Origin of the sequence: Agrobacterium tumefaciens (assembly GCF_005221325.1) — a bacterium.
Classification (GTDB): Bacteria; Pseudomonadota; Alphaproteobacteria; order Rhizobiales; family Rhizobiaceae; genus Agrobacterium.
Window position 1 is genome coordinate 1,182,001 of record NZ_CP039889.1, and the last position, 21,962, is coordinate 1,203,962.

At 58.5% G+C, this 21,962-nt stretch carries 19 protein-coding genes; 11 read left to right on the plus strand and 8 right to left on the minus strand.

Annotated features, from left to right (window positions below; genetic code table 11):
- The first annotated feature begins 51 nt into the window (after positions 1-51).
- From CFBP5499_RS20280 to amyA, 6 genes are all read left to right on the plus strand, one after another.
- Positions 52-1,308 (plus strand): NRAMP family divalent metal transporter, encoded by a 1,257-nt coding sequence (locus CFBP5499_RS20280; protein ID WP_080828933.1) that lies wholly within the window; start codon positions 52-54, stop codon positions 1,306-1,308.
- 18 nt (positions 1,309-1,326) lie between these two features.
- Positions 1,327-2,094 carry a LamB/YcsF family protein gene (locus tag CFBP5499_RS20285; RefSeq protein ID WP_080828931.1) on the plus strand — a complete coding sequence of 256 codons (768 nt, stop codon included), beginning with the start codon at positions 1,327-1,329 and terminating at the stop codon, positions 2,092-2,094.
- Between the two features lie 12 nt (positions 2,095-2,106).
- Positions 2,107-2,916, plus strand: a complete 810-nt coding sequence (locus tag CFBP5499_RS20290; RefSeq protein WP_080828929.1) for a putative hydro-lyase — start codon at positions 2,107-2,109, stop codon at positions 2,914-2,916.
- A 7-nt stretch (positions 2,917-2,923) separates the two neighbouring features.
- On the plus strand, positions 2,924-4,534 hold the full coding sequence (locus CFBP5499_RS20295; RefSeq protein WP_080828926.1) for a 5-oxoprolinase/urea amidolyase family protein: 1,611 nt from the start codon (positions 2,924-2,926) through the stop codon (positions 4,532-4,534).
- The gene (locus CFBP5499_RS20300) at positions 4,531-6,261 is read left to right on the plus strand and encodes an acetyl/propionyl/methylcrotonyl-CoA carboxylase subunit alpha (protein ID WP_080828924.1); all 1,731 of its coding nucleotides are present in this window, start codon (positions 4,531-4,533) and stop codon (positions 6,259-6,261) included. The genes CFBP5499_RS20295 and CFBP5499_RS20300 overlap by 4 nt, the downstream gene beginning before the upstream one ends.
- Positions 6,262-6,372: 111 nt before the next feature.
- A complete protein-coding gene (gene amyA, locus CFBP5499_RS20305) occupies positions 6,373-7,860 on the plus strand; it encodes an alpha-amylase (protein WP_080828922.1) in 1,488 nt (495 codons plus the stop codon).
- A 29-nt stretch (positions 7,861-7,889) separates the two neighbouring features.
- Here the strand turns inward: amyA and soxR are convergent, their stop codons facing one another.
- Entirely contained in the window at positions 7,890-8,345 is a 456-nt protein-coding gene (gene soxR, locus CFBP5499_RS20310; protein WP_080828920.1) for a redox-sensitive transcriptional activator SoxR, read from the minus strand.
- Between the two features lie 157 nt (positions 8,346-8,502).
- The gene (locus CFBP5499_RS20315; RefSeq protein WP_080828918.1) at positions 8,503-10,611 is read right to left on the minus strand and encodes a TonB-dependent receptor plug domain-containing protein; all 2,109 of its coding nucleotides are present in this window, start codon (positions 10,609-10,611) and stop codon (positions 8,503-8,505) included.
- Between the two features lie 146 nt (positions 10,612-10,757).
- On the opposite strand from CFBP5499_RS20315, the gene CFBP5499_RS20320 reads away from it, so the two are divergent.
- Positions 10,758-12,227: a glycosyl transferase family protein gene (locus tag CFBP5499_RS20320; protein ID WP_080830167.1), complete on the plus strand. Its 1,470-nt coding sequence runs from the start codon at positions 10,758-10,760 to the stop codon at positions 12,225-12,227.
- Between the two features lie 6 nt (positions 12,228-12,233).
- Here the strand turns inward: CFBP5499_RS20320 and CFBP5499_RS20325 are convergent, their stop codons facing one another.
- The 3 genes from CFBP5499_RS20325 to CFBP5499_RS20335 form a co-directional block, all read right to left on the minus strand.
- On the minus strand, positions 12,234-13,433 hold the full coding sequence (locus CFBP5499_RS20325; protein WP_080828916.1) for a low temperature requirement protein A: 1,200 nt from the start codon (positions 13,431-13,433) through the stop codon (positions 12,234-12,236).
- A 55-nt stretch (positions 13,434-13,488) separates the two neighbouring features.
- Entirely contained in the window at positions 13,489-13,773 is a 285-nt protein-coding gene (locus tag CFBP5499_RS20330; RefSeq protein ID WP_080828915.1) for a hypothetical protein, read from the minus strand.
- Between the two features lie 67 nt (positions 13,774-13,840).
- Positions 13,841-14,053, minus strand: coding sequence for a hypothetical protein (locus tag CFBP5499_RS20335; protein ID WP_080828913.1), 213 nt, complete (start codon positions 14,051-14,053; stop codon positions 13,841-13,843).
- Positions 14,054-14,230: 177 nt separating this feature from the next.
- Between CFBP5499_RS20335 and CFBP5499_RS30125 the strand changes: the two genes are divergently transcribed.
- Positions 14,231-14,377, plus strand: a complete 147-nt coding sequence (locus CFBP5499_RS30125) for a hypothetical protein (RefSeq protein ID WP_158523295.1) — start codon at positions 14,231-14,233, stop codon at positions 14,375-14,377.
- A gap of 131 nt (positions 14,378-14,508) precedes the next feature.
- Here CFBP5499_RS30125 and repC read toward each other — a convergent pair whose 3' ends face one another.
- The 3 genes from repC to repA all read right to left on the minus strand — a co-directional run bounded on the left by repC (position 14,509) and on the right by repA (position 18,197).
- Entirely contained in the window at positions 14,509-15,786 is a 1,278-nt protein-coding gene (gene repC / locus CFBP5499_RS20340) for a plasmid replication protein RepC (RefSeq protein WP_080828911.1), read from the minus strand.
- 186 nt (positions 15,787-15,972) lie between these two features.
- Positions 15,973-16,986, minus strand: a complete 1,014-nt coding sequence (gene repB, locus CFBP5499_RS20345) for a plasmid partitioning protein RepB (protein ID WP_080828909.1) — start codon at positions 16,984-16,986, stop codon at positions 15,973-15,975.
- Positions 16,983-18,197, minus strand: a complete 1,215-nt coding sequence (repA, locus tag CFBP5499_RS20350) for a plasmid partitioning protein RepA (protein WP_080828907.1) — start codon at positions 18,195-18,197, stop codon at positions 16,983-16,985. Before repA ends, repB begins: the two co-directional genes overlap by 4 nt.
- 432 nt (positions 18,198-18,629) lie before the next feature.
- Here repA and CFBP5499_RS20355 point away from each other — a divergent pair, with 432 nt between their 5' ends.
- The 3 genes from CFBP5499_RS20355 to CFBP5499_RS20365 all read left to right on the plus strand — a co-directional run bounded on the left by CFBP5499_RS20355 (position 18,630) and on the right by CFBP5499_RS20365 (position 21,912).
- Positions 18,630-20,018 carry an FAD/NAD(P)-binding protein gene (locus tag CFBP5499_RS20355; RefSeq protein WP_080828902.1) on the plus strand — a complete coding sequence of 463 codons (1,389 nt, stop codon included), beginning with the start codon at positions 18,630-18,632 and terminating at the stop codon, positions 20,016-20,018.
- A 378-nt stretch (positions 20,019-20,396) separates the two neighbouring features.
- On the plus strand, positions 20,397-20,792 hold the full coding sequence (locus CFBP5499_RS20360; protein ID WP_080828900.1) for a RidA family protein: 396 nt from the start codon (positions 20,397-20,399) through the stop codon (positions 20,790-20,792).
- A 31-nt stretch (positions 20,793-20,823) separates the two neighbouring features.
- Positions 20,824-21,912 carry a D-TA family PLP-dependent enzyme gene (locus CFBP5499_RS20365; RefSeq protein WP_080830166.1) on the plus strand — a complete coding sequence of 363 codons (1,089 nt, stop codon included), beginning with the start codon at positions 20,824-20,826 and terminating at the stop codon, positions 21,910-21,912.
- Positions 21,913-21,962 lie beyond the last annotated feature (50 nt).

Below are 21,962 nucleotides of genomic sequence, written 5' to 3' on the forward strand. Positions count from 1 at the left end.
GACCGCATAAAGCATCCGCGAGGGGCGGATTGCGAGGAGCGGAGAAAATCCATGGAGCAGAAAATGCCCACGCCCGCCGACCCGAATGAGGCGGCACATAAAGCGAAAACCCGGCGTTATGCCTTGCTTTCGGCAATGTTCCTGATGTCGATGTCGGCCGTAGGGCCGGGCTTCATTACACAGACGGCGAATTTCACGGTGAAGCTGGGCGCCGCATTCGCATTCGCCATTCTCATTTCCATCCTGATCGACTTCGTCGTGCAGGCCAATATCTGGCGCATCGTCACCATCACCCGCATGCGGGCGCCAGCGATTGCCAATGCCGCCATTCCGGGTTCGGGTTATCTGCTCGCCATCCTCGTCATCATCGGCGGCCTGTTCTTCAACGTCGGTAACATCGGCGGCGCCGGTCTCGGCTTCAACGCCATGATCGATCTCGACCCGAAGATCGGTGGCGCCATTGGCGCGCTGGCGGCCATCGGCATCTTCCTGTCGCGCCGTGCAGGCATCGCCATGGACCGGGTCGTTTTCGTGGCGGCCTTCGTCAAGCTCGCGCTCATCCTTTATGCAGCATATGTTTCCGGCCCGCCGGTGGCGGAAGCCTTCCGCCAGACTTTCCTGCCCGATACCATCGATTTCGTCACCATCACCACCATCGTCGGCGGCACGGTCGGCGGTTACATCACCTATGCCGGGGCGCATCGCCTGCTGGACAAGGGCATGGTGGGCGTTGAAAATATCAGCGCGGTCAATCGCGCGGCGCTGAGCGGCATCGCGATAACAGGCGTGCTGCGCTACATCCTGTTCCTCGCCATCCTCGGCGTCGTCGCAAGCGGCGTGGTCATCGATCTTTCCGGCAAGGCCGCAAATCCGGCGGGCCAGGCTTTCCATGCCGCCGCCGGCAATATCGGCTACCGCCTGTTTGGCGCGGTTTTCCTCGCCTCGGCCATGACCAGCATCATCGGCGCGGCCTATACGTCGGTTTCCTTCCTGACGGCCTTCAAGCCTGACATCACGGAACGGCAGCGCAATTTCGCCACCGTCGGCTTTATCGCTATTTCGCTGATTGCCTATATCATCATCACCACACCGCCTGCCGCCATGCTCGTCTTCGTCGGCGGCCTGAACGGTCTTGTGCTGCCCATCGGTCTTTCGATCTTCATGTATGCCGCATGGAAACGCGCCGATCTGATGCATGGTTATCATTATCCGCGCTGGCTTCTGATCCTTGGCGTACTGACCTGCGCGCTCACCTGGTATATGGCCTATAAATCGGTCGGCGCGATCTTCGGCCTGCTCGGCTACTGACAATAAAGGGAGGCAAACATGGCCGCTATCGATCTCAACAGCGATCTTGGCGAAAGTTACGGCGCGTGGCGCATGGGAGATGACGAGGCGATGCTCGCCGTCGTTTCCAGCGCCAACATCGCTTGCGGATTTCACGCCGGTGACCCGGCCGGTATCTACCGCACCGTCAAGGCCGCCGCCGAAAAAGGCGTGGTCGTCGGCGCCCATGTCTCCTATCCGGACCGTGTCGGCTTCGGCCGCCGCGATCTGGACGCGACCTCGGAAGAACTGATCGCCGATGTCATCTACCAGATCGGCGCGCTGAAAGGCGTTGCCGCAGCCGCCGGCACCACGGTGCGTTACGTCAAGCCGCATGGCGCGCTATACAATCGCATCGCCAATGACGCGAAACAGGGGCAGGCCGTCATCGACGGCATCAAGGCCATTGATCCTTCACTGGTACTGATGGGTCTTGCCAATGCGCCTATCCTCGATCTTGCCCGCAAGGCAGGTCTTGCCGTCGTCGCCGAAGCTTTCGCGGATCGCGCCTATACGCCTCAAGGCCAGCTCGTCTCCCGCCGCGAAGCCGGCGCCGTGCTGCACGACGCGGCGAAAATCGCCGACCGCATGGTGCAGCTTGCCCGCGAAGGCACGCTGGAGGCGATCGATGGCAGCATCATAAAAATCGAGGCGCAATCCATCTGCGTGCATGGCGACAGCCCCGGCGCGGTCGCCATCGCCCAGGAAATCCGCCGCCGTTTCGAGGCGGAAGGCATCGCAATCCGCTCCTTCGCATCCGATCGCTGAAAGGGGTAGCCGATGACGATACCAACATCCTATCTCAACCACACCGATGCAGAGGTCGCACGAAAGGCCCGTGCGACCTATCGCAATGGCCTCGTCGCCCCCACGTCAGGCATTGCACCCGGCTTCACCCAGGCGAACATGATCGTGCTGCCGCGTGACTGGGCCTTTGATTTCCTGCTTTATGCGCAACGCAATCCAAAACCCTGCCCGGTGCTCGACGTCTCCGATCCCGGCTCTCCCACCACGCTTCTGGCGCCCGGTGCCGATCTCAGAACCGACCTGCCGCTTTACCGCATCTGGCGGGATGGCAAGCTTGCCGAGGAAACCGCGGATGCGACGTCTGCCTGGGCGGAGCGTGATGATCTCGTCGCTTTCCTCATCGGCTGCAGCTTCACCTTCGAGACGCCGATGGTGGAGGCGGGCATCGAAATCCGTCACATGACCGACAAGAGCAATGTGCCGATGTACCTCACCAACCGGCCCTGCCGCCCGGCTGGACGGCTGAAGGGCAATATGGTCGTTTCCATGCGGCCGATCCCGGCGTCGCGCGTCGCCGATGCGGCCACGATTTCCGGCCGTTTTCCGGCGGTGCACGGTGCGCCCGTGCATGTCGGCGCTCCCGAAGAGATCGGCATTTCCGATCTTTCCAAGCCTGATTTCGGCGATGCGGTGCGGATCGAACCGGGCGAGGTGCCGGTATTCTGGGCCTGCGGCGTGACCCCACAGGCCGCCGTGATGGCATCGGGCGTGCCCTTTGCCATCACCCACGCACCGGGCCACATGTTCATCACCGATATTCCCGATTCCGCCTATCACGCGTGAGGATATGATGCGTTTTCTCCCCGTCAGCCTCACCACCATTCTTGTCGAACTCGCCGATCTCGATGAAACGCTGGCGTTGTTCGCCTCGCTTCAGAGTGATCCCGTCGAGGGCATCGAAGAAACGGTGCCGGCTGCCCGCACCCTGATGATCCGTTTCCGCCCCGAAAAAATCGGCGCGGAGACGCTGGCTGCGCAGCTGGCAAGCCGCGATCTTTCGGCAAAGATTGCACCTTCCGACAATCTTGTGGAAATACCCGTCCATTATGATGGCGAGGATCTCGCAGACGTCGCGGAACTGACCGGCATGAGCGTCGAAGAGGTCATCCGCCGCCATACCGAAAGCGAATTCACCGTCGCCTTCTGCGGTTTCGCCCCAGGCTTCGGTTATCTGGTAGGCGGCGATCCGGCCCTTCATGTGCCGCGTCGGCAAAGCCCGCGCACCCGCATTCCCGCCGGTTCCGTGGCGCTGGCCGGTGCCTTCAGCGGTGTATATCCGCAAAACAGCCCCGGCGGCTGGCAGATCATCGGCACTACGCCGGTGAAGATGTGGGATATAGACCGCGACCCCGGCGCGCTGTTCCAGCCGGGTTACCGGGTGCGTTTCTTCGATATGGAAAAGGCCGGCAGAACGGTTGATATCCCGGCACCGGCACCGGACAGGAAAGTACCCCAAAAGGATGGCCCGCATTTCGAGGTGCTTGCCGCGCCAATGCCAGCCATCTTTCAGGACCTCGGCCGTTTCGGCCAGACCGGTCAGGGTGTTTCCGCCTCCGGAGCGCTGGATCGCGGCGCGTTCAACGCCGCAAACCGCATCGTCGGCAATCCTGTCAATACGCCCTGTCTCGAGCTGACACTCGGCGGCTTTTCCTTCAAAAGCGCCAGCCGCGCCGTCATCGGCATAACCGGCGCCCCCTGCCCCGTCACGATCAAGACGGCAGATCGCAGCTTCGCGGCAAAGACCCATGGGCCGGTCTCCCTCGAGCCCGGTGATTTGGTCACTTTCGGCCAGCCGCCGAAGGGCATGCGCTGTTATCTTGCCGTGCGTGGCGGGTTCGATGTCGAGCCAGTACTCGGCAGTTTTGCAACGGATACACTGGCTGTCGTTGGCCCCGATCCGGTGGGTGCAGGCGCCATTCTGCCGCTTAAAGGTGAGAAGTCTGGTCTTTCCAGCGTATCGATCAGCGAGATTCCGGCCTTCGAACCGCCGGCAACCGGCGAGGTCGTGACACTGGATGTCGTTCTCGGCCCCCGAACCGACTGGTTTACGCAGAAGGGTATCGAGACGCTGACCGGCCAGCTCTGGCAGGTGACCCCGCAATCGAACCGCGTTGGCATCCGCCTTGCCGGCGAAGTGCCGGTGGAGCGCAAGGACAGCGCCGAATTGCCGAGCGAAGGCACAGCGACAGGGGCGATCCAGATTCCCCATAGCGGCCAGCCGGTTCTTTTCCTTGCCGATCACCCGCTGACCGGCGGTTATCCCGTCATCGGCGCGGTAGCGGAATATCATCTCGATCTTGCCGGGCAAATCCCGGTCAACGCCAAAATCAAATTCCGCCCGATCGGCCCCTTTGCCGAAATCGCGGCCAAAAACACAGAATTCGGAGGAGAAGAGCGATGAAAAAAATGCTGATTGCCAATCGCGGCGAGATCGCGGTGCGCATCATCCGCGCCTGTCGCGATTACGGCCTGCAATCGGTCGCCGTTTATGCCGATCCCGATCAGGACGCGCTTTTCGTCCGGCTGGCGGATGAGGCTTATGCGCTGGAGGGCGTGCGTCCCGCCGAGACCTATCTCGATATCAGCAAGCTGATCGCGATTGCCAAACGCGCCGGCGCGGACGCCGTGCATCCCGGTTATGGCTTCCTGTCCGAACGTGCGGAGTTTGCCCAGGCTGTCATCGATGCCGGCCTGATCTGGATCGGTCCCGACCCTCAGGTCATCGAGGCGCTGGGCGACAAGGTCCAAGCACGGCGCATCGCTACCGGCGTCGGCGCACCGCTGGTTGCCGGCAGCGATGGCCCCGTCTCTTCCGCTGCCGAAGTTACCGCCTTTGCCGAACAGCATGGCTTGCCCGTCGCCATCAAGGCAGCCCATGGCGGCGGCGGGCGCGGTCTAAAGGTCGCGTGGAAGATGGAAGAGATCGCCGATCTCTACGAATCCGCGGTGCGCGAGGCGACGGCTGCCTTCGGACGCGGCGAGTGTTTTCTCGAACGTTTCCTCGACCGACCGCGTCATATCGAAGCGCAGGTTATCGCTGACAAGCACGGCAATGTACTGGTACTCGGCACCCGTGATTGCTCGCTGCAGCGCCGGAACCAGAAGCTGATCGAAGAAGCGCCCGCCCCGTTCCTGTCGGATGAACAGCGGCAGAAAATCCACGCGGCCGCCAAGGCGATCTGCGCCGCAGCCGGTTATTCCGGTGCCGGTACGGTTGAATTTCTGCTCGGTGTCGATGGCACGATTTCCTTCCTTGAGGTCAATACGCGCCTGCAGGTGGAGCACCCAGTTACCGAGGAAACCACCGGCATCGATCTCGTCATCGAGCAGTTTCGTATTGCCGAAGGCGAAAAGCTGCGGGTCCTCGAAACACCGGAACCGCGCGGCCATTCGATGGAATTCCGCATCAATGCCGAAGATCCGGGCCGCGGCTTCCTGCCGACGCCCGGTTCGATCTCGGTTTTCGATGCGCCCTCCGGCCCAGGCATTCGCATGGACAGCGGCGTCGTCAGCGGTTCCAGCGTGCCTGGTGTCTTCGACTCGTTGATGGCAAAACTCATCGTGACAGGTGTTGACCGTGATCAGGTTCTGCGCCGTGCGCGCAGAGCGCTGAGGGAATTCCGCATCGAGGGCATCGCAACCGTTCTGCCGTTCCACCGCGCCGCGATCGAGACGGATGATTTCATCGGCACTGATGGGTTCAAGGTTCACACCCGCTGGATCGAAACCGATTTCGCCGCCATGCCCGATGCGATGGAACGACCGGCACCGGCCGACGACCCTTCTATCACCCGCACCTATCTCGAGATAGACGGCAAGCGTGTTTCGGTTGGCCTGCCCAGCATTCTGCTCTCCAGCCTCGGCAGCGTCAGCGGTGGCAATGCATCCGCTTCCGGTGCTGCGGTCGAGAAAAAGGAAGGCGAAATTACCGCCCCCGTTTCCGGCACTCTGCAATCCTTCAAGGTGAAGGATGGTGACACGGTGTCCGAAGGTGAGCTTCTGGCGGTCATGGAAGCCATGAAGATGGAGACGCAGATTGTCGCCACCAGGGCCGGCAAGGTCCACCTGATCGTCAAGGAAGGCGATTATCTGCAGGCGGGCGCAGCCCTTATTGATATAGCCGGCTAAAAGATAGCCGGCGCGCCGGCCTCACAATCGCAGATCACACGGCACCGGCGGCGGAACCCTTTCGCCGCCGGGCCGTTTATGGCGCGACCTGCTAACCATCGTGAGGAAAATATGGCCGGACGCACCTTGCTTCAATTCTTCCATTGGTATTATCCGGACGGAGGAAAATTATGGAGCGAGGTGGCCGAAAAGGCCGAAAGCCTTGCCAAAATGGGCATCACCGATGTCTGGCTGCCGCCCGGCTACAAGGGCGCCGCCGGCGGTTATTCGGTGGGTTACGACACCTACGATCTCTTCGACCTCGGCGAATTCGACCAGAAGGGCACGGTCGCAACCAAATACGGTGATCGCAGCGCTCTTGAACACGCGGGCAAGACGCTGAAAGAGAATGGCATCCGTGTCATTCACGACGTGGTTCTCAATCACAAGATGGGCGCCGACGAGAAGGAAAAGGTGCGGGTTCGCCGCGTCAATCCCGAAGACCGAACCGATATAGACGACGAGGATTTCGCTGCGCTCGCCTATACGCGCTTCACCTTTCCCGGCCGCAACGGCAAACATTCCAAATTCATCTGGGACCTGAAATGCTTCAGCGGCGTCGACCACATCGAGGAGCCGACCGAAGACGGCATTTTCCGTCTCGTCAACGAATATGGCGATGGCGAATGGAATGAGGAAGTCGATCAGGAAAACGGCAATTTCGACTATCTGATGGGCGCGGACGTCGAGTTCAGAAACCGGGCGGTTTACGAGGAACTGAAATATTGGGGCCGCTGGCTTTCCGAGCAGGTGCAGGTCGATGGCTTCCGCCTGGATGCCGCCAAACATATTCCGGCCTGGTTCTTCCGCGACTGGGTCGGGCATATGCGCGAGACGGTCGATCCCGATCTTTTTGTGGTGGCGGAATATTGGCACCCCGATCTGGAGGCACTGAAAAGCTATCTTGAACTGGTCGATAAGCAGCTGATGCTCTTTGACGTCGCGCTCCACCACAGTTTCCACGACGCCTCAAAACAGGGCGGCGATTTCGACATGCGCAGCATCTTCGACGGCTCGCTTGTGTCGGCCGTTCCGGACCATGCCGTCACGCTGGTCGACAATCATGACACGCAGCCGCTGCAATCGCTGGAAGCGCCGGTCGAGCCCTGGTTCAAACCTCTCGCCTACGCGATCATCCTGCTGCGCGAAGAGGGCGTTCCCTGCGTCTTTTATCCCGACCTGTTCGGCACTGGTTACACCGACACCGGCAATGACGGTAACGAGCATAAGATCGATATGCCCGCCATCGAATGCCTGCCGAAGCTCATCGAGGCCCGCAGTCGCTTTGCCAACGGTCCCCAGACGGATATTTTCGACGATGCCGGCTGCATCGCCTTTATCCGCCACGGCACTGCCGATGCGCCGGGCTGCGTGGTGGTGATGTCAAATGGCGAGCCGGGCGAAAAACAGGCCGACCTCGGCCCCGAGCGGGCAGGATCGGTATGGCGCGATTTTCTAGGCCACCGGGAAGAACAGATAACGCTTGATGAGAGCGGCAAAGGCACCTTCCCCACAAATGGCGGCAGCGTCAGTGTCTGGGTTGCCGCCGATTCCGAATAGGAAGTAGCCGTTTCAACCCGGACAACCGCTCATTCTGCGGATACGAGGCGGCGCGGACCAGCGCCGTCATCGGCCAGAACATCGTTCGGATTGCGCAGGGGACAATCATCCAACGACAGGCAACCGCAGCCGATGCAGCCAGTCAGCTGGTCTCGCAGCATCACCAGATTGTTGATGCGAGTCTGGAGCATTTCCCGCCAGGACTGTGAGAACCTGCGCCAGTCCGCCGTCGTCGCCACCCGGTCCTGCGGCAAATCTGCCATCGCGTCCCTGATGATGCTGAGCTGGATGCCGGCCCGTTGCGCGATGCGGATGATGGCGATGCGCCGCAGGACGGCGCGATGATAACGACGCTGGTTGCCGGCGGTGCGCCAGCCTTCGATCAGCCCTTTCGCCTCATAAAAGTGGATGGTGGAAACGGCAATACCGCTGCGGCGCGCGACATCCCCCACCGAAAGGCTGTGTTTGAATATGGTATTTTCCATTCTGGCTCCTGCTTCGGGAACGATTCCCGCTCGGAAAATGCGGAAATGCGTTAAAGAGCAGCCGGTATAATTCCTCAACTATAGTTGAGGTCAATAGCGAATGGACAAAAAAGAGGCGCCCGTCGGGCGCCCCTGAAATTCCGCGACGATGGCTCAGTCAGAACTTCGCCGTCATGCTGATCCAGAAACGGCGGCCTTCCATGACCGTGTTGAAGTCGTCGGTGCCGACATCCTTATCGAAGACATTGTAGATGGCGGCATTGAGATCGACATTTTCAGCAACCGCATATTTTGCGCCGATATCGAGCGTGGTGTAGGCATCATATTTACGTCCTGACTTGCCGTTGATCGTCACCGGCGTGCCGTTGGTGCCGATGCGCGGGCCGGCATTGATTTCCGATCCGTGGTAATTCACCGAAGCCCAGGCTTCCAGCCCATCGATCGGGGTTACCCAGTCACCGCGCAGATTGGCCATATGTTCAGGCGTCCGAGCCAGTGGGAAATCTTCATAATCGCCGGTCTTCTGTTCGGAATGCGTATAGGTGTAATTACCGCGCAACGTCAGTTCCGGCGTCGCATACCAGGTCGCCGTCAGCTCCACGCCCTGGATGATCGCATCGTCAATATTGTAATTATACCAGAGACGATAGTTGCGGTCCTCGCTCCAGCGGGCCGGCGTTCCATTCGGATTGAGCACCAGCGCGTTGGAAATCTTGTCTTTGAAATCCGTGTAGAAATAGGTGGCGCCAAGGGCGACGTCGCCATTGTCCCAAAGGGCCGCTATTTCGTAACTCGTGCTCTTTTCCGCTTCGAGATTGGGATCGCCGATGATCACGCCGCAGGTGCCGCTCGGGCCATAGCTGCAACCGCCACCGCCCGTGGTATAGGCATAACCCGGCGCGATCTGGCGGATTTCTGGGGCGCGGAAACCGGTGGAAACGCCACCCTTGATGGTCAGCTCTTCAGTGGCGCTCCAGACGCCATAAAGCCGCGGGCTGAAATGATTGCCGTATTTCTCGTGATTATCGAGACGGAGACCGCCCGTCAGCGCAAAATTATCAACGATGCGCCATTCATCCTCGAGGAAAAGCGCCCATTGCGTTGCGGAGAAGGTTTCGTCGCCGCCAGCGCGGCGGCCTGGGTTCTGGTCGGTCAGCCGCGCCTCGAAATATTGCCCGCCAGTCACCAGTGTGTGGCTACCGAAAAGCTCAAAGGGCGTGGCAAATTTGCCATCGAGAACGGTGTTGCGGATCTCCGGTGAGCGCGGATTTTCCGTCACCCTGCCAGTACGGATGTTTCTGGTGAAGTTGGTACGCTCGGCCCATTCCTGCTGGAACGAGAATTCGGACGTGGTCGGCCCCCAGCGGCCCGTATGCGAAAGCGACCAGTGATCCCGGGTGTTGGTGTTGTAGGTGCTGTTGGCATCCGTCGCGGCCAGCGTATCGCCGGGTTCAGCGTCGCGGCGCAGGCGGGTCTTGCCGCCTTCCAGATAGATGTCGTGATCTTCATTCGGCGTGAATGTCAGGCGGCCGTTGAAATCATATTCCTTGGCGCCCGTGGTGCCGTTCAGAATACGGTCTTCGCCGCGCGTAAAACCCCTGCCCCAGACCTGCAGACCAAGCTGATCCTTGAGGATCGGCCCGTTGGCGTACCAGGAGACCTGGCCGCTATTGCCGAATTTCGAATGTTGTTGAACCGTGCCTTCAGTGGTGACGGAGCCGGACCAGACATCGCCGACCTTGCGGGTGATGATGTTGATGACACCGCCCATGGCGTCCGAACCATAAAGCGAGGACATTGGACCCCGCACCACCTCGATGCGCTCGATTGCCGAGACCGGCGGCACGAAACTCTGTTCGAAGCCGGAATTGCCATTGGTGCGGGCATCGCGCGTGCTCTGCCTTTTACCGTCGACGAGGATCAGCGTGTAAGCGCCGGGCAGACCACGAATGAAAACATCCTTTTCATTGGCAATGCCGGTGACGGACACGCCCTGCACTTCCCGCAGGGCATCGGTCAGGTCGCGATAAGACCCCTTTTCCAGATCCTCCCGCGTAACCACCGTGATGCTGGCAGGTGCGTCCTTCACATTCTGCTCGAAGCCGGATGCGGTGATAACGATTTGCTGAAGAACCGTGGTTCCCTCGGGCGCCTGCTGCGCGAAAACCGGCAGAGCAAAGCCCAAGGCCGTTCCCGCCATTGCTGCCGAAAAACCGGCCTTTATTATTATCGCAGTCCTGTTCTGGCCGCGGTACTTCAATTCCATGTTATGCCCCCGCATTTAACTTGAGAATTAGACCCCACTTATTTAGGAGGGGATGCGGGCGCAATGCGTTTGTTTTCGAACAGTTCTAAATTCCATAAATTGCAAAAAGGGCTCCCCGGATGAACCGCGGAGTAAAAAATCGCAAAATGACAACCGGCAAGAGAAGACAAGAACCAGCCTCCACGGCAAAACCTGACAGGCTTGGACAGCTGAAATTACTTGTCGCTTTCGATGCCCTGCTGCGGGAAGGCAGCGTCAGCCGGGCGGCAGTCGGTATGGGGCTACCGACATCGTCCATGAGCCGGATATTGCAGCAGCTCCGGGAAAAATATGGCGACCAGCTTTTCGTGCGCACCGGCCAGGGCCTGCGCCCCACCCCCTTTGCCGAAAACATGCGGTTGCGCATTCGCTCGCTGGCGGCGGAAGCGGAAAATCTGATCGATTATTCGCAGGAGAAACCGGAAGGGCCGGCCGCCCCGGATAAAAGCGGGTGGGAACAGCCGGTGCTGATGAAGGCGCCGCCGCTTTCGCTTCGTCCCAGTGTTCTTCTGGAAGGCCAGCCGACACCGGAACATATTGCCGACCGGCTCGCACGTATCGGCCACAATGCCGATCCACGGCACCGGCTCGCAAAATATATCGCGACCTCGGCGATGGGCGTCGGCAACAGCCGCCCGCTCGCCCAGGAAGAGGCGATGGATGCGCTGTCGATCATTCTCGAGGGCGAAGCCGACCCCATACAGGTCGGCGCGCTGCTCGCCACCATGCATTATCGCGGCGTGACTGCCGCGGAACTTGCGGGCTTCATCGAAGCCATGTGGCAGCACATCGACAGGGACCGGCAGCAGCCGGCAGCCGTCGATCTCGATTGGCCGGCCTATATGTCGCCCAAACATCGCGATGCGCCGTGGTTCCTGCATTCCGCCCGTCTGGTTTCCATGGCGGGCTATAGCGTCCTGTTGCACGGCCATGTCGGTGAGGGAGACAATGGCGGCAAGCTGGAACTCGCCGCACAGGCCTGCGGCATTCCCCTTTGCCATTCTCTTTCCGAGGCGAGGGAGGCTACATCCTCGCAGCGCATTGCCTATCTGCCGATCGGTGGCCTGTCTTTGCAATTCCAGAGCCTGCTTGGCCTGCATGGCATTCTGGAAATGCGCCTGCCGCTTAACACCGTCGTCCATCTCCTCAATCCGCTTTGCGCCAGAAGCACCATGATCGGTGTGGCCCGCCCCTCCTATCAGGAGCTCCACCGCGATACCGCGCGGCTGCTTTCGGTGGAGAACCTCACCATTCTCGGTAATACCCGGGATTTTGCGCAATTCACACCGTTCCGCACCACCCGGATTTTCGGCCTTTCAAAAGGCAGGGATGTCGAATTGCTCATTCCCGCCCGCGAAACTCCGCCCGCCGAAATGCCCACCATGTTCACCACCTTCGAATATTGGCGGGCGGTCTGGACAGGTGCCGCCAGGGACGAGCGGGCGGAAACCATTATCATTTCCACCGCTGCCATCGCGCTGATGCTGGTCAACGATATGGCCCTGCCCTTCGAGGAGGCTTATGCCCGCAGCCTGCAGCTCTGGAATGACAGGGCGCGTAGTCTGGCCCACACCTGATCAGGATCAGGCATTCGCCACCGGCCTTTTCAGCGCCAGATATTCCCACAGGGCAACGGCGAGCAGAATTCCCGTGCTGGCCAGTTGCAGCATGAAAAGCGGAATGCCCGGCACCGGCAAAAGCAGGCACAGCGCCGCAACGCCGGCGAAATGCGAAACGGGTCGCTGATAGGCGGCGGCGATTTTGACGCCGATATTGCCGGCCAGAAACAGAACCGGGCCCCCGAGAATGGCGATAGCCTCCCGCATCGTTACGCCGTCGCGGGCATGGGAAAGGCTGAAATCCTCTCCTACAGCCGTCAGGATGATGCCGGCAACGATGGGCAGATGCCCATAATTGAAAAGGTTCTGCGCGATCTTCGTCTTTTCTTCGGCATTTTCGGCCTTTCTGGAAGCCTCTTCCTGCCCATGGTGAAAATAGATCCACCACATCACCACGGTGCTGACAAAGGCCGAGCAGAAGACGAGAAAGGTCAAAGTCGAATTCATATATTCGGTCGCCGTACGGCCTGTGGTGAGGATTGTTTCCCCCAGGCAGATAATGACAAAGAGCGCGCAACGCTCTGCGAGATGTTCGCCGGAAAGATGAAGCTTGTCCTCATCGCTCGAGGCTACACCTGGCACGACGTAACGGCACGCGGGTCCGGCATATTCGACGGCAAGGGCAATGCCCCAGAGCAGAATACGGTCCGCCAGATCGACCAGACCGCCTGCCAGCCAGAACAGGCTTGATATGGTGAGCCAGATCGTCACCCGCACGAATACCAGAAAGGACTGCCGGTCTTCGCCCTTGAAGGCGTAAAGCGCAAAGAGGCTCCGCCCCACCTGCATGGCGCTATAGATAAGCGCAAAGACAAGACCCTGTTCCGCAAAGGCCTTCGGCAAAGCGATGGCCAGCAGAACCCCGCCAAACATCAGGACGAACAAAAGCAGCCGGACAGGCTCCTTCTCCGTATTCAGGAGATTGGTGATCCAGGTGGTGTGTATCCATAACCACCACAGCGACAGGATCAGGATGCCCGCCTCAAGCGCCGCCGTCGGTCCGAAATCCTTGGCAAGCGCGTGGGAGAGCTGGATAAGCGCAAAGACGAAAACCAGATCGAAGAACAGTTCGGGAAAGCTCGCCTTTCCGGCATCCTCACCCTCCTGTCTTATCCAGCTCTCTGTATCCGGTTTGCCTCTGGACGTCTTGTTTCCCGTGTTCATTCCGGCCCTGCCATCTGATACCGGTCGGTGAGAACCGTTTCCTCATCACCATCCCTCATCGTTGCGACAGCGCTTCTTCGCTTGCTGGTTCGGGAGGCTGCACGCCTCTTCCCGGAAATTCGAGCGCCCGCGCACTGTCGGGATAAAAACGTGGGCCCACCAGACGGACTTTTTTTCCCGAAACATCGGTGATGTAGTTTGGGGCAATGAGTGGGGGAGCGATCTGGCTGTTCGGAGTTTTAGAAGCTTCGAGCTTGCTGACCTCAACGGGCTGGGCCGCTGCCGGCATGAACATCAAGACTGCAGACACAGGTGCGAGAAGATATACTCTGAGACGCATGGGACGAATATCCGGGCACAATTATTTGCGCATAAACAGCCTGGAGCTGCTTTGGTTCCGCCGCCTTTCAGCCATCACCCTCGAGATAGGAGCGGTACTGAACATAGTCCGCGCTTGACTGCCCATCGATGATTTCAGGTGGCCGACCCTCACCACCCGGTAGGTGGCCAGTCTTTTCAAGCTCTGCTCTCACGAGTTTTTCAATGGCCCCATGCCGTGGCAAGGCATGATCTGCCATGTAAAGCGCGATAGCCAGTTCCACGTCATCGGGAAAAATCATCAGCTCAGCGATCCCTCGAAACAATCAACGCAAACGCGGAACCTTGAAGAAGGTTCAACGCCTCACAGGGCGAGGAGCAGATTGCCTTTATATCGAAGGCTAATTTTTCCGACGACCAAATGGTGGTGCCAACGGCGGCACGTCGGCGCTTTAACCGGCGTTATATGCGAGTTCGAGATGGCGATTGATACCGAGACGCTGCTGTTTCTGCCGCAACCGATGCCATCGCTCGAAAAAATCACGCAGACTCAAGCGATTGAAACCAATCAGGGAAAAGCGCAAACGAAAGCTAATTCGCACTTAACTTTCATTACTCTGCATTAACCATAGGAAGCCTGCTTGACGCTTGATTTCAGCAGCTTGAGCGAATCTCTTGGTAATTTCGGAAACGGCGTTAATGTACCTTCGGACTGGTTTTTCCGCAAGTTACGACCATTTTCCGGCCCCTACGAACTTCACCCCATCATGCCCGCCTCCATCTTGTCAGGACGCCCACGCAGCTGCGCCAGAAGCATGGTCTGCACATCGAAACCACCGTCCTGGGCCTTGCGCGTCAGATTGCGCAGATATCCCCCAAGCGAGCTTATCTGATCCGCCTTTTGCAGCAGGCAGGCGAGGATGGCTGCCGTTGCTTGCCGGCCAAAGGTGGTGAGGGCCTCCTGATAGGCGGACTGGCTGATGTTGAACATGGTTTTGATCACCGAGGTTGCAACTTCGAGATCACGCCAGCCGGTGATCGCTCCACCGGGCGCATAGAACGAGATATCAGGGCAAGCCTTCAAAACCAAAACAATATCAGGAACAAAAAATTGCTTATGAAGAACGGTTTTTGGCGATGGTGGCGATGGTTTCGTACTGACGGGGGCTACATATGCCGGCTGGGCGATGGTGGGGCTGGCAGGTACAACAGTAACCGCCTCACGCAAATCCTGCCGTTCAGATATGGATTCGGATTCTGAATTCTTTATGAGGCGCTCATTTTGGCAGTCATTGCCGCCCGTTTTTTCCAGTTTTTCAATATTTTCCAGATAGTTGGTCACTTCTGCACGCAAAGAGGCCAAAAAACCGGCGATTTTCTTGAGTTCCGCGGGCTTGGAATTGCGGCCAAGAGAGTTTGCGATGGCATTGTAACGGTTCTGAAACCCTTCGAAGGTTTCGAGGTCACCATGGGCGGATATCATTTCGCAAAGTTTCTGGATGTCGCGGCGGCAAAGGCTGATGCTCTCACGAAGGCGCTGAAGATCGAGCCGTTCGCTGATGATGCGTTCGGCCAGTTCCTCGATTTCAGTTTTGCGGGCAAGAAGCGGCGCCAGTGAAAAACCATAGGCTTCGCTGATATCGCCTCCCCTGTGTTTGCGGGCGTAGCGTTTTCCGTTCGGACTATCCTTGCGGATGATGAGACCGGCCTCGACAAGCGCCGAAAGATGCCGGCGCAGTGTCTGTTCGGCCATGCCATGCGCTCGCAGCGACAATTGCGCGTTTGATGGGAACACCACCAGGCCGGCTTCGCTGGAAAGCTCATTCTTCGGATAAAAACTCAAAAGCGCGTTCAAAACCGCAAGGGAGCGATCGGTCACTCCGAGCAAAGGCCGGGCTTCACAGACCGAACGATAAAGTTTCCATTTGTCGACCGCGTCAACCTTTCGGTTCTTCTGCGCGGCAAACTGGGTTGCGAGGACGCCAAAAGACATCGCTCGCCGCCCAAAGGGCGTCGTTACACATGTGCTGTCCATGTCTTTCACCTTTCACAAGGCAAAAGAAAATCGCTCACCGAAAAATTCGATGCCAAGACTCTTGACTATGATTCGCGGAAATGAGATTCTTTGGTTGCTTAGATCAAAGAAAGGCTTCCGTGCGGCAACGTTCGGGGGCTTTTTTCTTTTGTTGATGTGTCTCCTGTTAGTCGTTCGCGTTAAAACTCACTGTTTGGACCGGTATTCGGCAAACAGCTTTTGAAGATGTTCGAGAACGAATTCGGCAAATTCCGGCGCTTCGTTCTTGTCGATAGAGATATCCAGCTTGCGGTCGCTTTCGACCACCTTTGCCAGTCGCCCCCCGGTTTCGGATGACCAGACGCCGGCTTTTTTGGCCTGCGCCTTGGGCTTCAGGAAATCCAGCAGCGATTTGAACCGTTCTTCCGATGTCAAAGCGGCGACGGTCGCATCCTTTACATAGGCGCGGGCGGCTTCCTTGACCTGCGAGGAAGAAAGCTGATCGGCAAGATCCATCCAGTTGCGACGGCCAACGCCTGGAGCCGGACCGATGAGATCGACGAGATCCTCCGGAATGCGGCCGACAACCGACAGCATGTTGGAGAGATCGCCCTTATGGAGAGACATGGCGGCCATGATTGTGTCGCGCGGGAACCGCATCTGCAGCTTCTGGGCAAAACGCGCCTTCTCGATATAGGTGAGGTCGCGACGCTCGTTGTTTTCCTGGCCCTGGGCGACGACCAACTGCTCGTCGCTGAGATCACGAACGACGGCCTTGACCGGAATACCGAGACTGGACACGGCACGCAGACGACGATGACCGAAAGCGACCTGATAACGGCCCTGAAAATCAGGATGCGGGCGCACCAGAATGGGAACCTGCTGGCCCTGTTCACGAATGGCCTCCACCAGGCCCGCATCTGCTTCTTCGGAGGCTGGCATGCGATCCGGTATGAAGGATGGATCGATATCGGCAGGGCTCAGGGAAACGATCGTCAGACCTTCCGCGAGCTGCTTTTCGATTTCTTCCGCGCGCTTGGCGCGTTCAGATACTTCGTTGAGCGACTGGCCGATCATACCAACAGGGGAATTCAGCACATCCGTCACAAGGTCCGGAGAGCCGAGGATGGGCCTGATACGCGGACGCGATCGCTCAGATGCGGTCTCATTGTTGTCGGCGGCCGGAGTGCCAAGATTGGCGAAGATCTGTTTTCTGCTCATGCTGCCCTACCCCACGCTTTTTTAATCAGTCCTTCGATTTCAGCGTTCACGTTGTTCATGGCTTCCAGCGCACGGTCATAGGTGGACCGGGTGAACTGGGTCCTTTCCACTTCGAAAAGTGTCTGGTTGGTCAACCCGGCATCCGAAACCGCCGTGCTTTTCAGCATGGGGTGGATGAGGACGTTTTCGCCAAAGATGGAGCGCAGGAAGGCGACCATCTGGTTCTGTGGCCCGTCGCTCGGTTCGAAGCGGGTGATCAGGTAACGCATCCAGTTATAATCCGAACGCGCGCCGGCCCTGCCGATTTCGGCGAGAAGATCACCGGTCATGGCAAGAAACTGGTTCATCGACATCACGTCCAGCATCTGCGGGTGAACGGTGACGAGAACCGACGTGGCTGCCGTCAGCGCCGAAAGCGTCAGATAACCCAGCTGCGGTGGGCAATCGATGACAACTACATCGTAGAAGTTCTGCGCCTGGGCGATGGCCTGACCGATGCGGGCGAAAAACAGCGTATCGCCCGGAGCGCGGCGCATCAGCGCGCGTGGCGTATCATGTTCGAATTCCATCAGTTCCAGATTACCGGGAACGATATGGAGATTGGGAATGTAGGTGCCGCGAACGATCTCGGCGATCGGCCGACGCTCGTCGTCGTAACGGATCGCACCATAAAGCGTTTCATTCGGTCCGACGTCGATTTCCGGCTGATGGCCGAAGAGGGCGGAGAGACTGGCCTGCGGATCGAGATCGATGGCGAGCACGCGGTACCCGCGCAGCGCCAGATATTGCGCCAGATGCGCCGAGGTCGTGGTTTTTCCCGAACCGCCCTTGAAATTCATGACCGCGATGACCTGCAACTCTTCGCCGTCCCGGCGATGCGGCAGATAACGGCGGGTGCCGCGGGCGCCCTGATCCAGGAACTTTCTGATCTCGTCCATATCCTCGACCGAATAGGAACGGCGGCCCGTGGCCTGCGCGGCATCGAGTTCCGGACGCTCGGAGGCGATCTGGCGAAGATATGCCTCGCCAATGCCGATCAACCGTGCGGTTTCCGCAGGCGAGAAATGGCGCATGCTCTTTTCGGTGTGCGGGGAAAATGTATTTGCATTATGAGCCTGCAATTGGGCTGACAACGCAGCCGAATGCTGTTGTATAAGACTCGTCAGGTCGGGTGCTCCTGCGGCACGTCTTAAATCGGCACTCTGTGTCATCGGTCTTCTTTCGCTCGAAATTGCAGTAGCGGTTTTTTTCGAAAAAGGCGGTTTTTTCCGCAACTGAGATATAAGCGCCGATTCTCTTTTTGGCGCAATAGGCTTTTTTCTCAGGTGCGAAACTGCGGCTAAAGCATTGTGGAAGAATCACATTTGCTTTTTGTGACGGTTAGCCGGTTAGCCGCGGCTAACTTCTCTTTTGTGAGGATAAGGACGGGCGAAAACCAGGTCATTCTGGCGTGGACTCAAGCGTCCTTTTCAAAGTTCGCCGCGGCTAACTTTTACGTCGACCTGCGACCTCCCGAGAATCATAATGGAGGAAAGTGCGGGGTGGACATTCGCGGGTGTTTAATCTCTACTAATTGACTAGGGTATCGTTCGGTTGGGCGCCCGCCGCCCGGCTGTCTTAGGCTGTCGCTGTTGGAGGAATGAATGTCCTATGATGTCGCTCTTGTGGGGTCGGGCTTCTCGGCCATCTGTACTGCCGCTCATCTTTTATCGTCTCTGCCGTCAGATGCCTCGATTGCCATTGTCGGTGATGAATCGGATTTCGGGCGTGGCACCGCCTACCGCACGGAGCTGCCCTATCATCGGCTAAACGTGCCGGCAGGAAGAATGAGTGTCTTTCCCGATCGGCCCAATGATTTTGTGGACTGGTTGACGGAGAACGGTATCACCACAGACCCCTTGGCTTTTGCCTCGCGCGGTGACTATGGCCTCTATCTTCGCGACAGGCTGGCTAACTTGCTGAGAAGCAGGGAGCAACGGGCAAGGGTGGATTTCATCCGGGCCAAGGCTTCTGCCTGTCGGCCGGACGGTGCTGGCGGCTTTTCCTTCGTCCTGGAAAATGACGAGAAGCTGCATGCGAAGAATGTGATTTTATGCCTCGGTGTCGGCTCGGCCAGTTTGCCGGTGCAAACTGTTGCGAAAGATGAAGGTGAGCCGCACCGTATCATCAGCCATTGCTGGCAACCGGGATGGCTGTCCAAAGTGAAAGCGGGCGATCGCATTTGTATCCTGGGTTCAGGCCTGACGATGATCGATCAGGTTTTGACGCTGCGCGGGAAGGGGCATCGGGGGCCGATCCATGTCTTGTCCCGTCGCGGATTGGTGCCGCATCCGCATGTCAGCCCACCATCGCCACCTGCGGAAATGCACTTCTCCGAAGGCACAATGGAACTCAGCGGGATATTGCAGTCCCTGCGTAGGCAGGTGAGAGACGGGAGGCCCTGGCGCGCCGTGATGGATGGTTTGCGGCCGAAAACGCAAATGATTTGGCACAGCCTTACGCCAGCGCAGCGCAGTCGCTTCCTTCGACATGCCCTGCCGTGGTGGAATATTCACCGGCACCGCATCGCGCCTGAGGTTTCCGGTGCTTTCGCAAAACTGCTCTCGGACGGCATTCTTGAAATCCATGCGGGTTACCTTCGCTCCATCGACGAACAGGAGGAGGGGATTGTGGTATGTTATCGCCGCAGGCATACGCAAATATTGAGAGAGCTGCAGGTCGATTGGGTCGTCAATTGCACGGGCATGGAGCGGGCGGGCATCGGCCATTCGCGCCTTCTTGAAACCATGCGGGATGACGAGGTTCTTTTGCTCGATCCCTTCGGGTTGGGCGTCGAGGTGGATGACCAATCCCGTCTTTTGCGGAAGGATGGGGAAAGCTGGCCCGGTCTTTTCGCCGCCGGTGCGCTGACGGCGGGCCGTTTCTGGGAAATAACGGCTGTTCCGGATATTCGCGTGCAAGCGCAGAAGATTGCGCAGATCGTTACCGACAGGGTCGCCTCAACAATCGATCGGATTTCCGCTCGAGGTTGAGTGGCTTGAGGGTCAGTCTAAACATATAGTCTCTTGTCGCGGCCGAGTGGTATCTCGCACCATGTTAGCCGCGGCAAACTTTTCGTGCCTGTGCTGAAGACTTGTAAGATGCTGGTCACGGATGGAGAGCGGCGCGCGCGAAGACATCGGGCACACTCTCGCTGCCGTGAAAGGCAACATTCCTTTAAGATAAAGCCCGCTTTCAGAAGGCGAACCGTCCTATCTTATGACTGCAAATGAGAACTGGGCGTCGGTGGTAGGACAGCGTAGACGAAGGCCTATTTGCTAAATTATTTACATCACTTATGGAAATGCGTGGTTAAATCGGCTATAAAGCTCGAAATATTCTATCATTGTGAAAATAATTTGCGAGGGCGCGTGAAAAATCAGAAACTGGTAAGGTACGAGACGGCGGACAATCAGGCTGGCGGACAGCGTCGGCCCTTTGCTAAGGCCGTGCGCGCTGGCGATTTCGTTTACGTTTCCGGCCAGGTGCCAACCGTCGATGGCGAGGTCGTGACCGGCGGGATCGTCGCCCAGACCGAGCAGGTAGTTGCTAATATCAGGGATGTTCTGGCGTTGGCCGATTGTACGCTGGCTGATGTGGTCAAGGTCAATGTCTGGCTGGACGATGCCAGGGATTTCTCGAGCTTCAACGCCGTTTTTCAGAAGTACTTCATCGATCATCCTCCGGCGCGTTCGACCGTACAATCGCCGTTGATGGTGGATGCCAAGGTGGAAATGGACGTTATCGCTTATAAGCCGCTGGCTTAAGGCCCCGATTATACAATTCTGCGAGTAGATGATGAGCTATCCCTGGCCTGATGCGGGCACACCTCTCAATGCGATCTCAACGCCGATGCCTGTCATTGATGAGGACAGGCTCGCGGCCAATATCCTCAGAGCGCAATCCTATCTGGACGATCACGGCAAGGCCTTCCGGCCACATATCAAAACACACAAGATACCCGCCATTGCCAAACAGCAGCTTCAGGCGGGTGCGATCGGTATCAACTGCCAGAAGGTCAGCGAGGCGGAGGTTTTCGCGGATACCGGTTTTGAAGACATCCTCATTACCTACAATATCCTCGGTGCGGCAAAGCTTTCGCGGCTAAAAGCGCTGAATGCGCGCATCGGCAGGCTGAGTGTCGTGGCCGATAGCGCCGTGACGATTGCCGGTCTTGCCGGTACATTTGATGCGGCAAGGCCTCTTGCCGTTCTGGTCGAATGCGATACGGGCGGCAAGCGCTGCGGTGTGCAGACGCCGGAGGCGGCATTGGCGCTAGCCGAACAGATCGTTGCGGCACCTGGCCTTATATTCAAGGGCATTTTGACCTATCCGGCACCGGGCGGCGCCGGGGCGGTGGAAAATTTCATTCGTGAGACCATGGCGTTGCTCGCGGCAAAGCGCATTGAATGCCCGGTTCGATCCAGCGGCGGCTCGCCGGATTTTTATTCCGCCCATCTTGTTCCCTCCGCCACCGAACATCGGGCCGGCACCTATGTCTATAATGATCGTTCGATGCTGCGTGCCGGGCATTGCAGCGCTGGCGATCTCGCCATGCATGTTCTCGCGACTGTCGTATCAAAACCCACGGCCGATCGGGCCGTGCTGGATTGCGGCTCCAAGGCCCTGACCTCGGATCTTCTGGGTTTCAACGATTATGGGGTGATCGAGGGTCATGAGGGCGCAAAAATCATCTCGCTTTCGGAAGAACATGCGGTTGTCGATCTGTCAGGCTGCGCCGGGAGCCGGCCTGAAATCGGTGATGTGGTCCAGGTCGTACCGAATCACACCTGTGTCGTCAGCAATCTTTTCGATCGGATGGTGTTCCATCGAAACGGCGTTGTAACGCGGGTAGAGCAGGTCGCGGCGCGGGGAACAGTCTGGTAAAATTACCCGGCTAATTAAATTATGAAGCGGAAGCTGCGCCAACGCAGATA

Bases quoted from the DNA above. Each gene is read 5' to 3' on its own strand.
- CFBP5499_RS20280 (WP_080828933.1), top strand. From the start codon at position 52: ATGGAGCAGAAAATGCCCACGCCCGCCGACCCGAATGAGGCGGCACAT.
- CFBP5499_RS20285 (WP_080828931.1), top strand. From the start codon at position 1,327: ATGGCCGCTATCGATCTCAACAGCGATCTTGGCGAAAGTTACGGCGCG.
- CFBP5499_RS20290 (WP_080828929.1), top strand. From the start codon at position 2,107: ATGACGATACCAACATCCTATCTCAACCACACCGATGCAGAGGTCGCA.
- CFBP5499_RS20295 (WP_080828926.1), top strand. From the start codon at position 2,924: ATGCGTTTTCTCCCCGTCAGCCTCACCACCATTCTTGTCGAACTCGCC.
- CFBP5499_RS20300 (WP_080828924.1), top strand. From the start codon at position 4,531: ATGAAAAAAATGCTGATTGCCAATCGCGGCGAGATCGCGGTGCGCATC.
- amyA (WP_080828922.1), top strand. From the start codon at position 6,373: ATGGCCGGACGCACCTTGCTTCAATTCTTCCATTGGTATTATCCGGAC.
- soxR (WP_080828920.1), bottom strand. From the start codon at position 8,345: ATGGAAAATACCATATTCAAACACAGCCTTTCGGTGGGGGATGTCGCG.
- CFBP5499_RS20315 (WP_080828918.1), bottom strand. From the start codon at position 10,611: ATGGAATTGAAGTACCGCGGCCAGAACAGGACTGCGATAATAATAAAG.
- CFBP5499_RS20320 (WP_080830167.1), top strand. From the start codon at position 10,758: ATGACAACCGGCAAGAGAAGACAAGAACCAGCCTCCACGGCAAAACCT.
- CFBP5499_RS20325 (WP_080828916.1), bottom strand. From the start codon at position 13,433: ATGAACACGGGAAACAAGACGTCCAGAGGCAAACCGGATACAGAGAGC.
- CFBP5499_RS20330 (WP_080828915.1), bottom strand. From the start codon at position 13,773: ATGCGTCTCAGAGTATATCTTCTCGCACCTGTGTCTGCAGTCTTGATG.
- CFBP5499_RS20335 (WP_080828913.1), bottom strand. From the start codon at position 14,053: ATGATTTTTCCCGATGACGTGGAACTGGCTATCGCGCTTTACATGGCA.
- CFBP5499_RS30125 (WP_158523295.1), top strand. From the start codon at position 14,231: ATGGCGATTGATACCGAGACGCTGCTGTTTCTGCCGCAACCGATGCCA.
- repC (WP_080828911.1), bottom strand. From the start codon at position 15,786: ATGGACAGCACATGTGTAACGACGCCCTTTGGGCGGCGAGCGATGTCT.
- repB (WP_080828909.1), bottom strand. From the start codon at position 16,986: ATGAGCAGAAAACAGATCTTCGCCAATCTTGGCACTCCGGCCGCCGAC.
- repA (WP_080828907.1), bottom strand. From the start codon at position 18,197: ATGACACAGAGTGCCGATTTAAGACGTGCCGCAGGAGCACCCGACCTG.
- CFBP5499_RS20355 (WP_080828902.1), top strand. From the start codon at position 18,630: ATGTCCTATGATGTCGCTCTTGTGGGGTCGGGCTTCTCGGCCATCTGT.
- CFBP5499_RS20365 (WP_080830166.1), top strand. From the start codon at position 20,824: ATGAGCTATCCCTGGCCTGATGCGGGCACACCTCTCAATGCGATCTCA.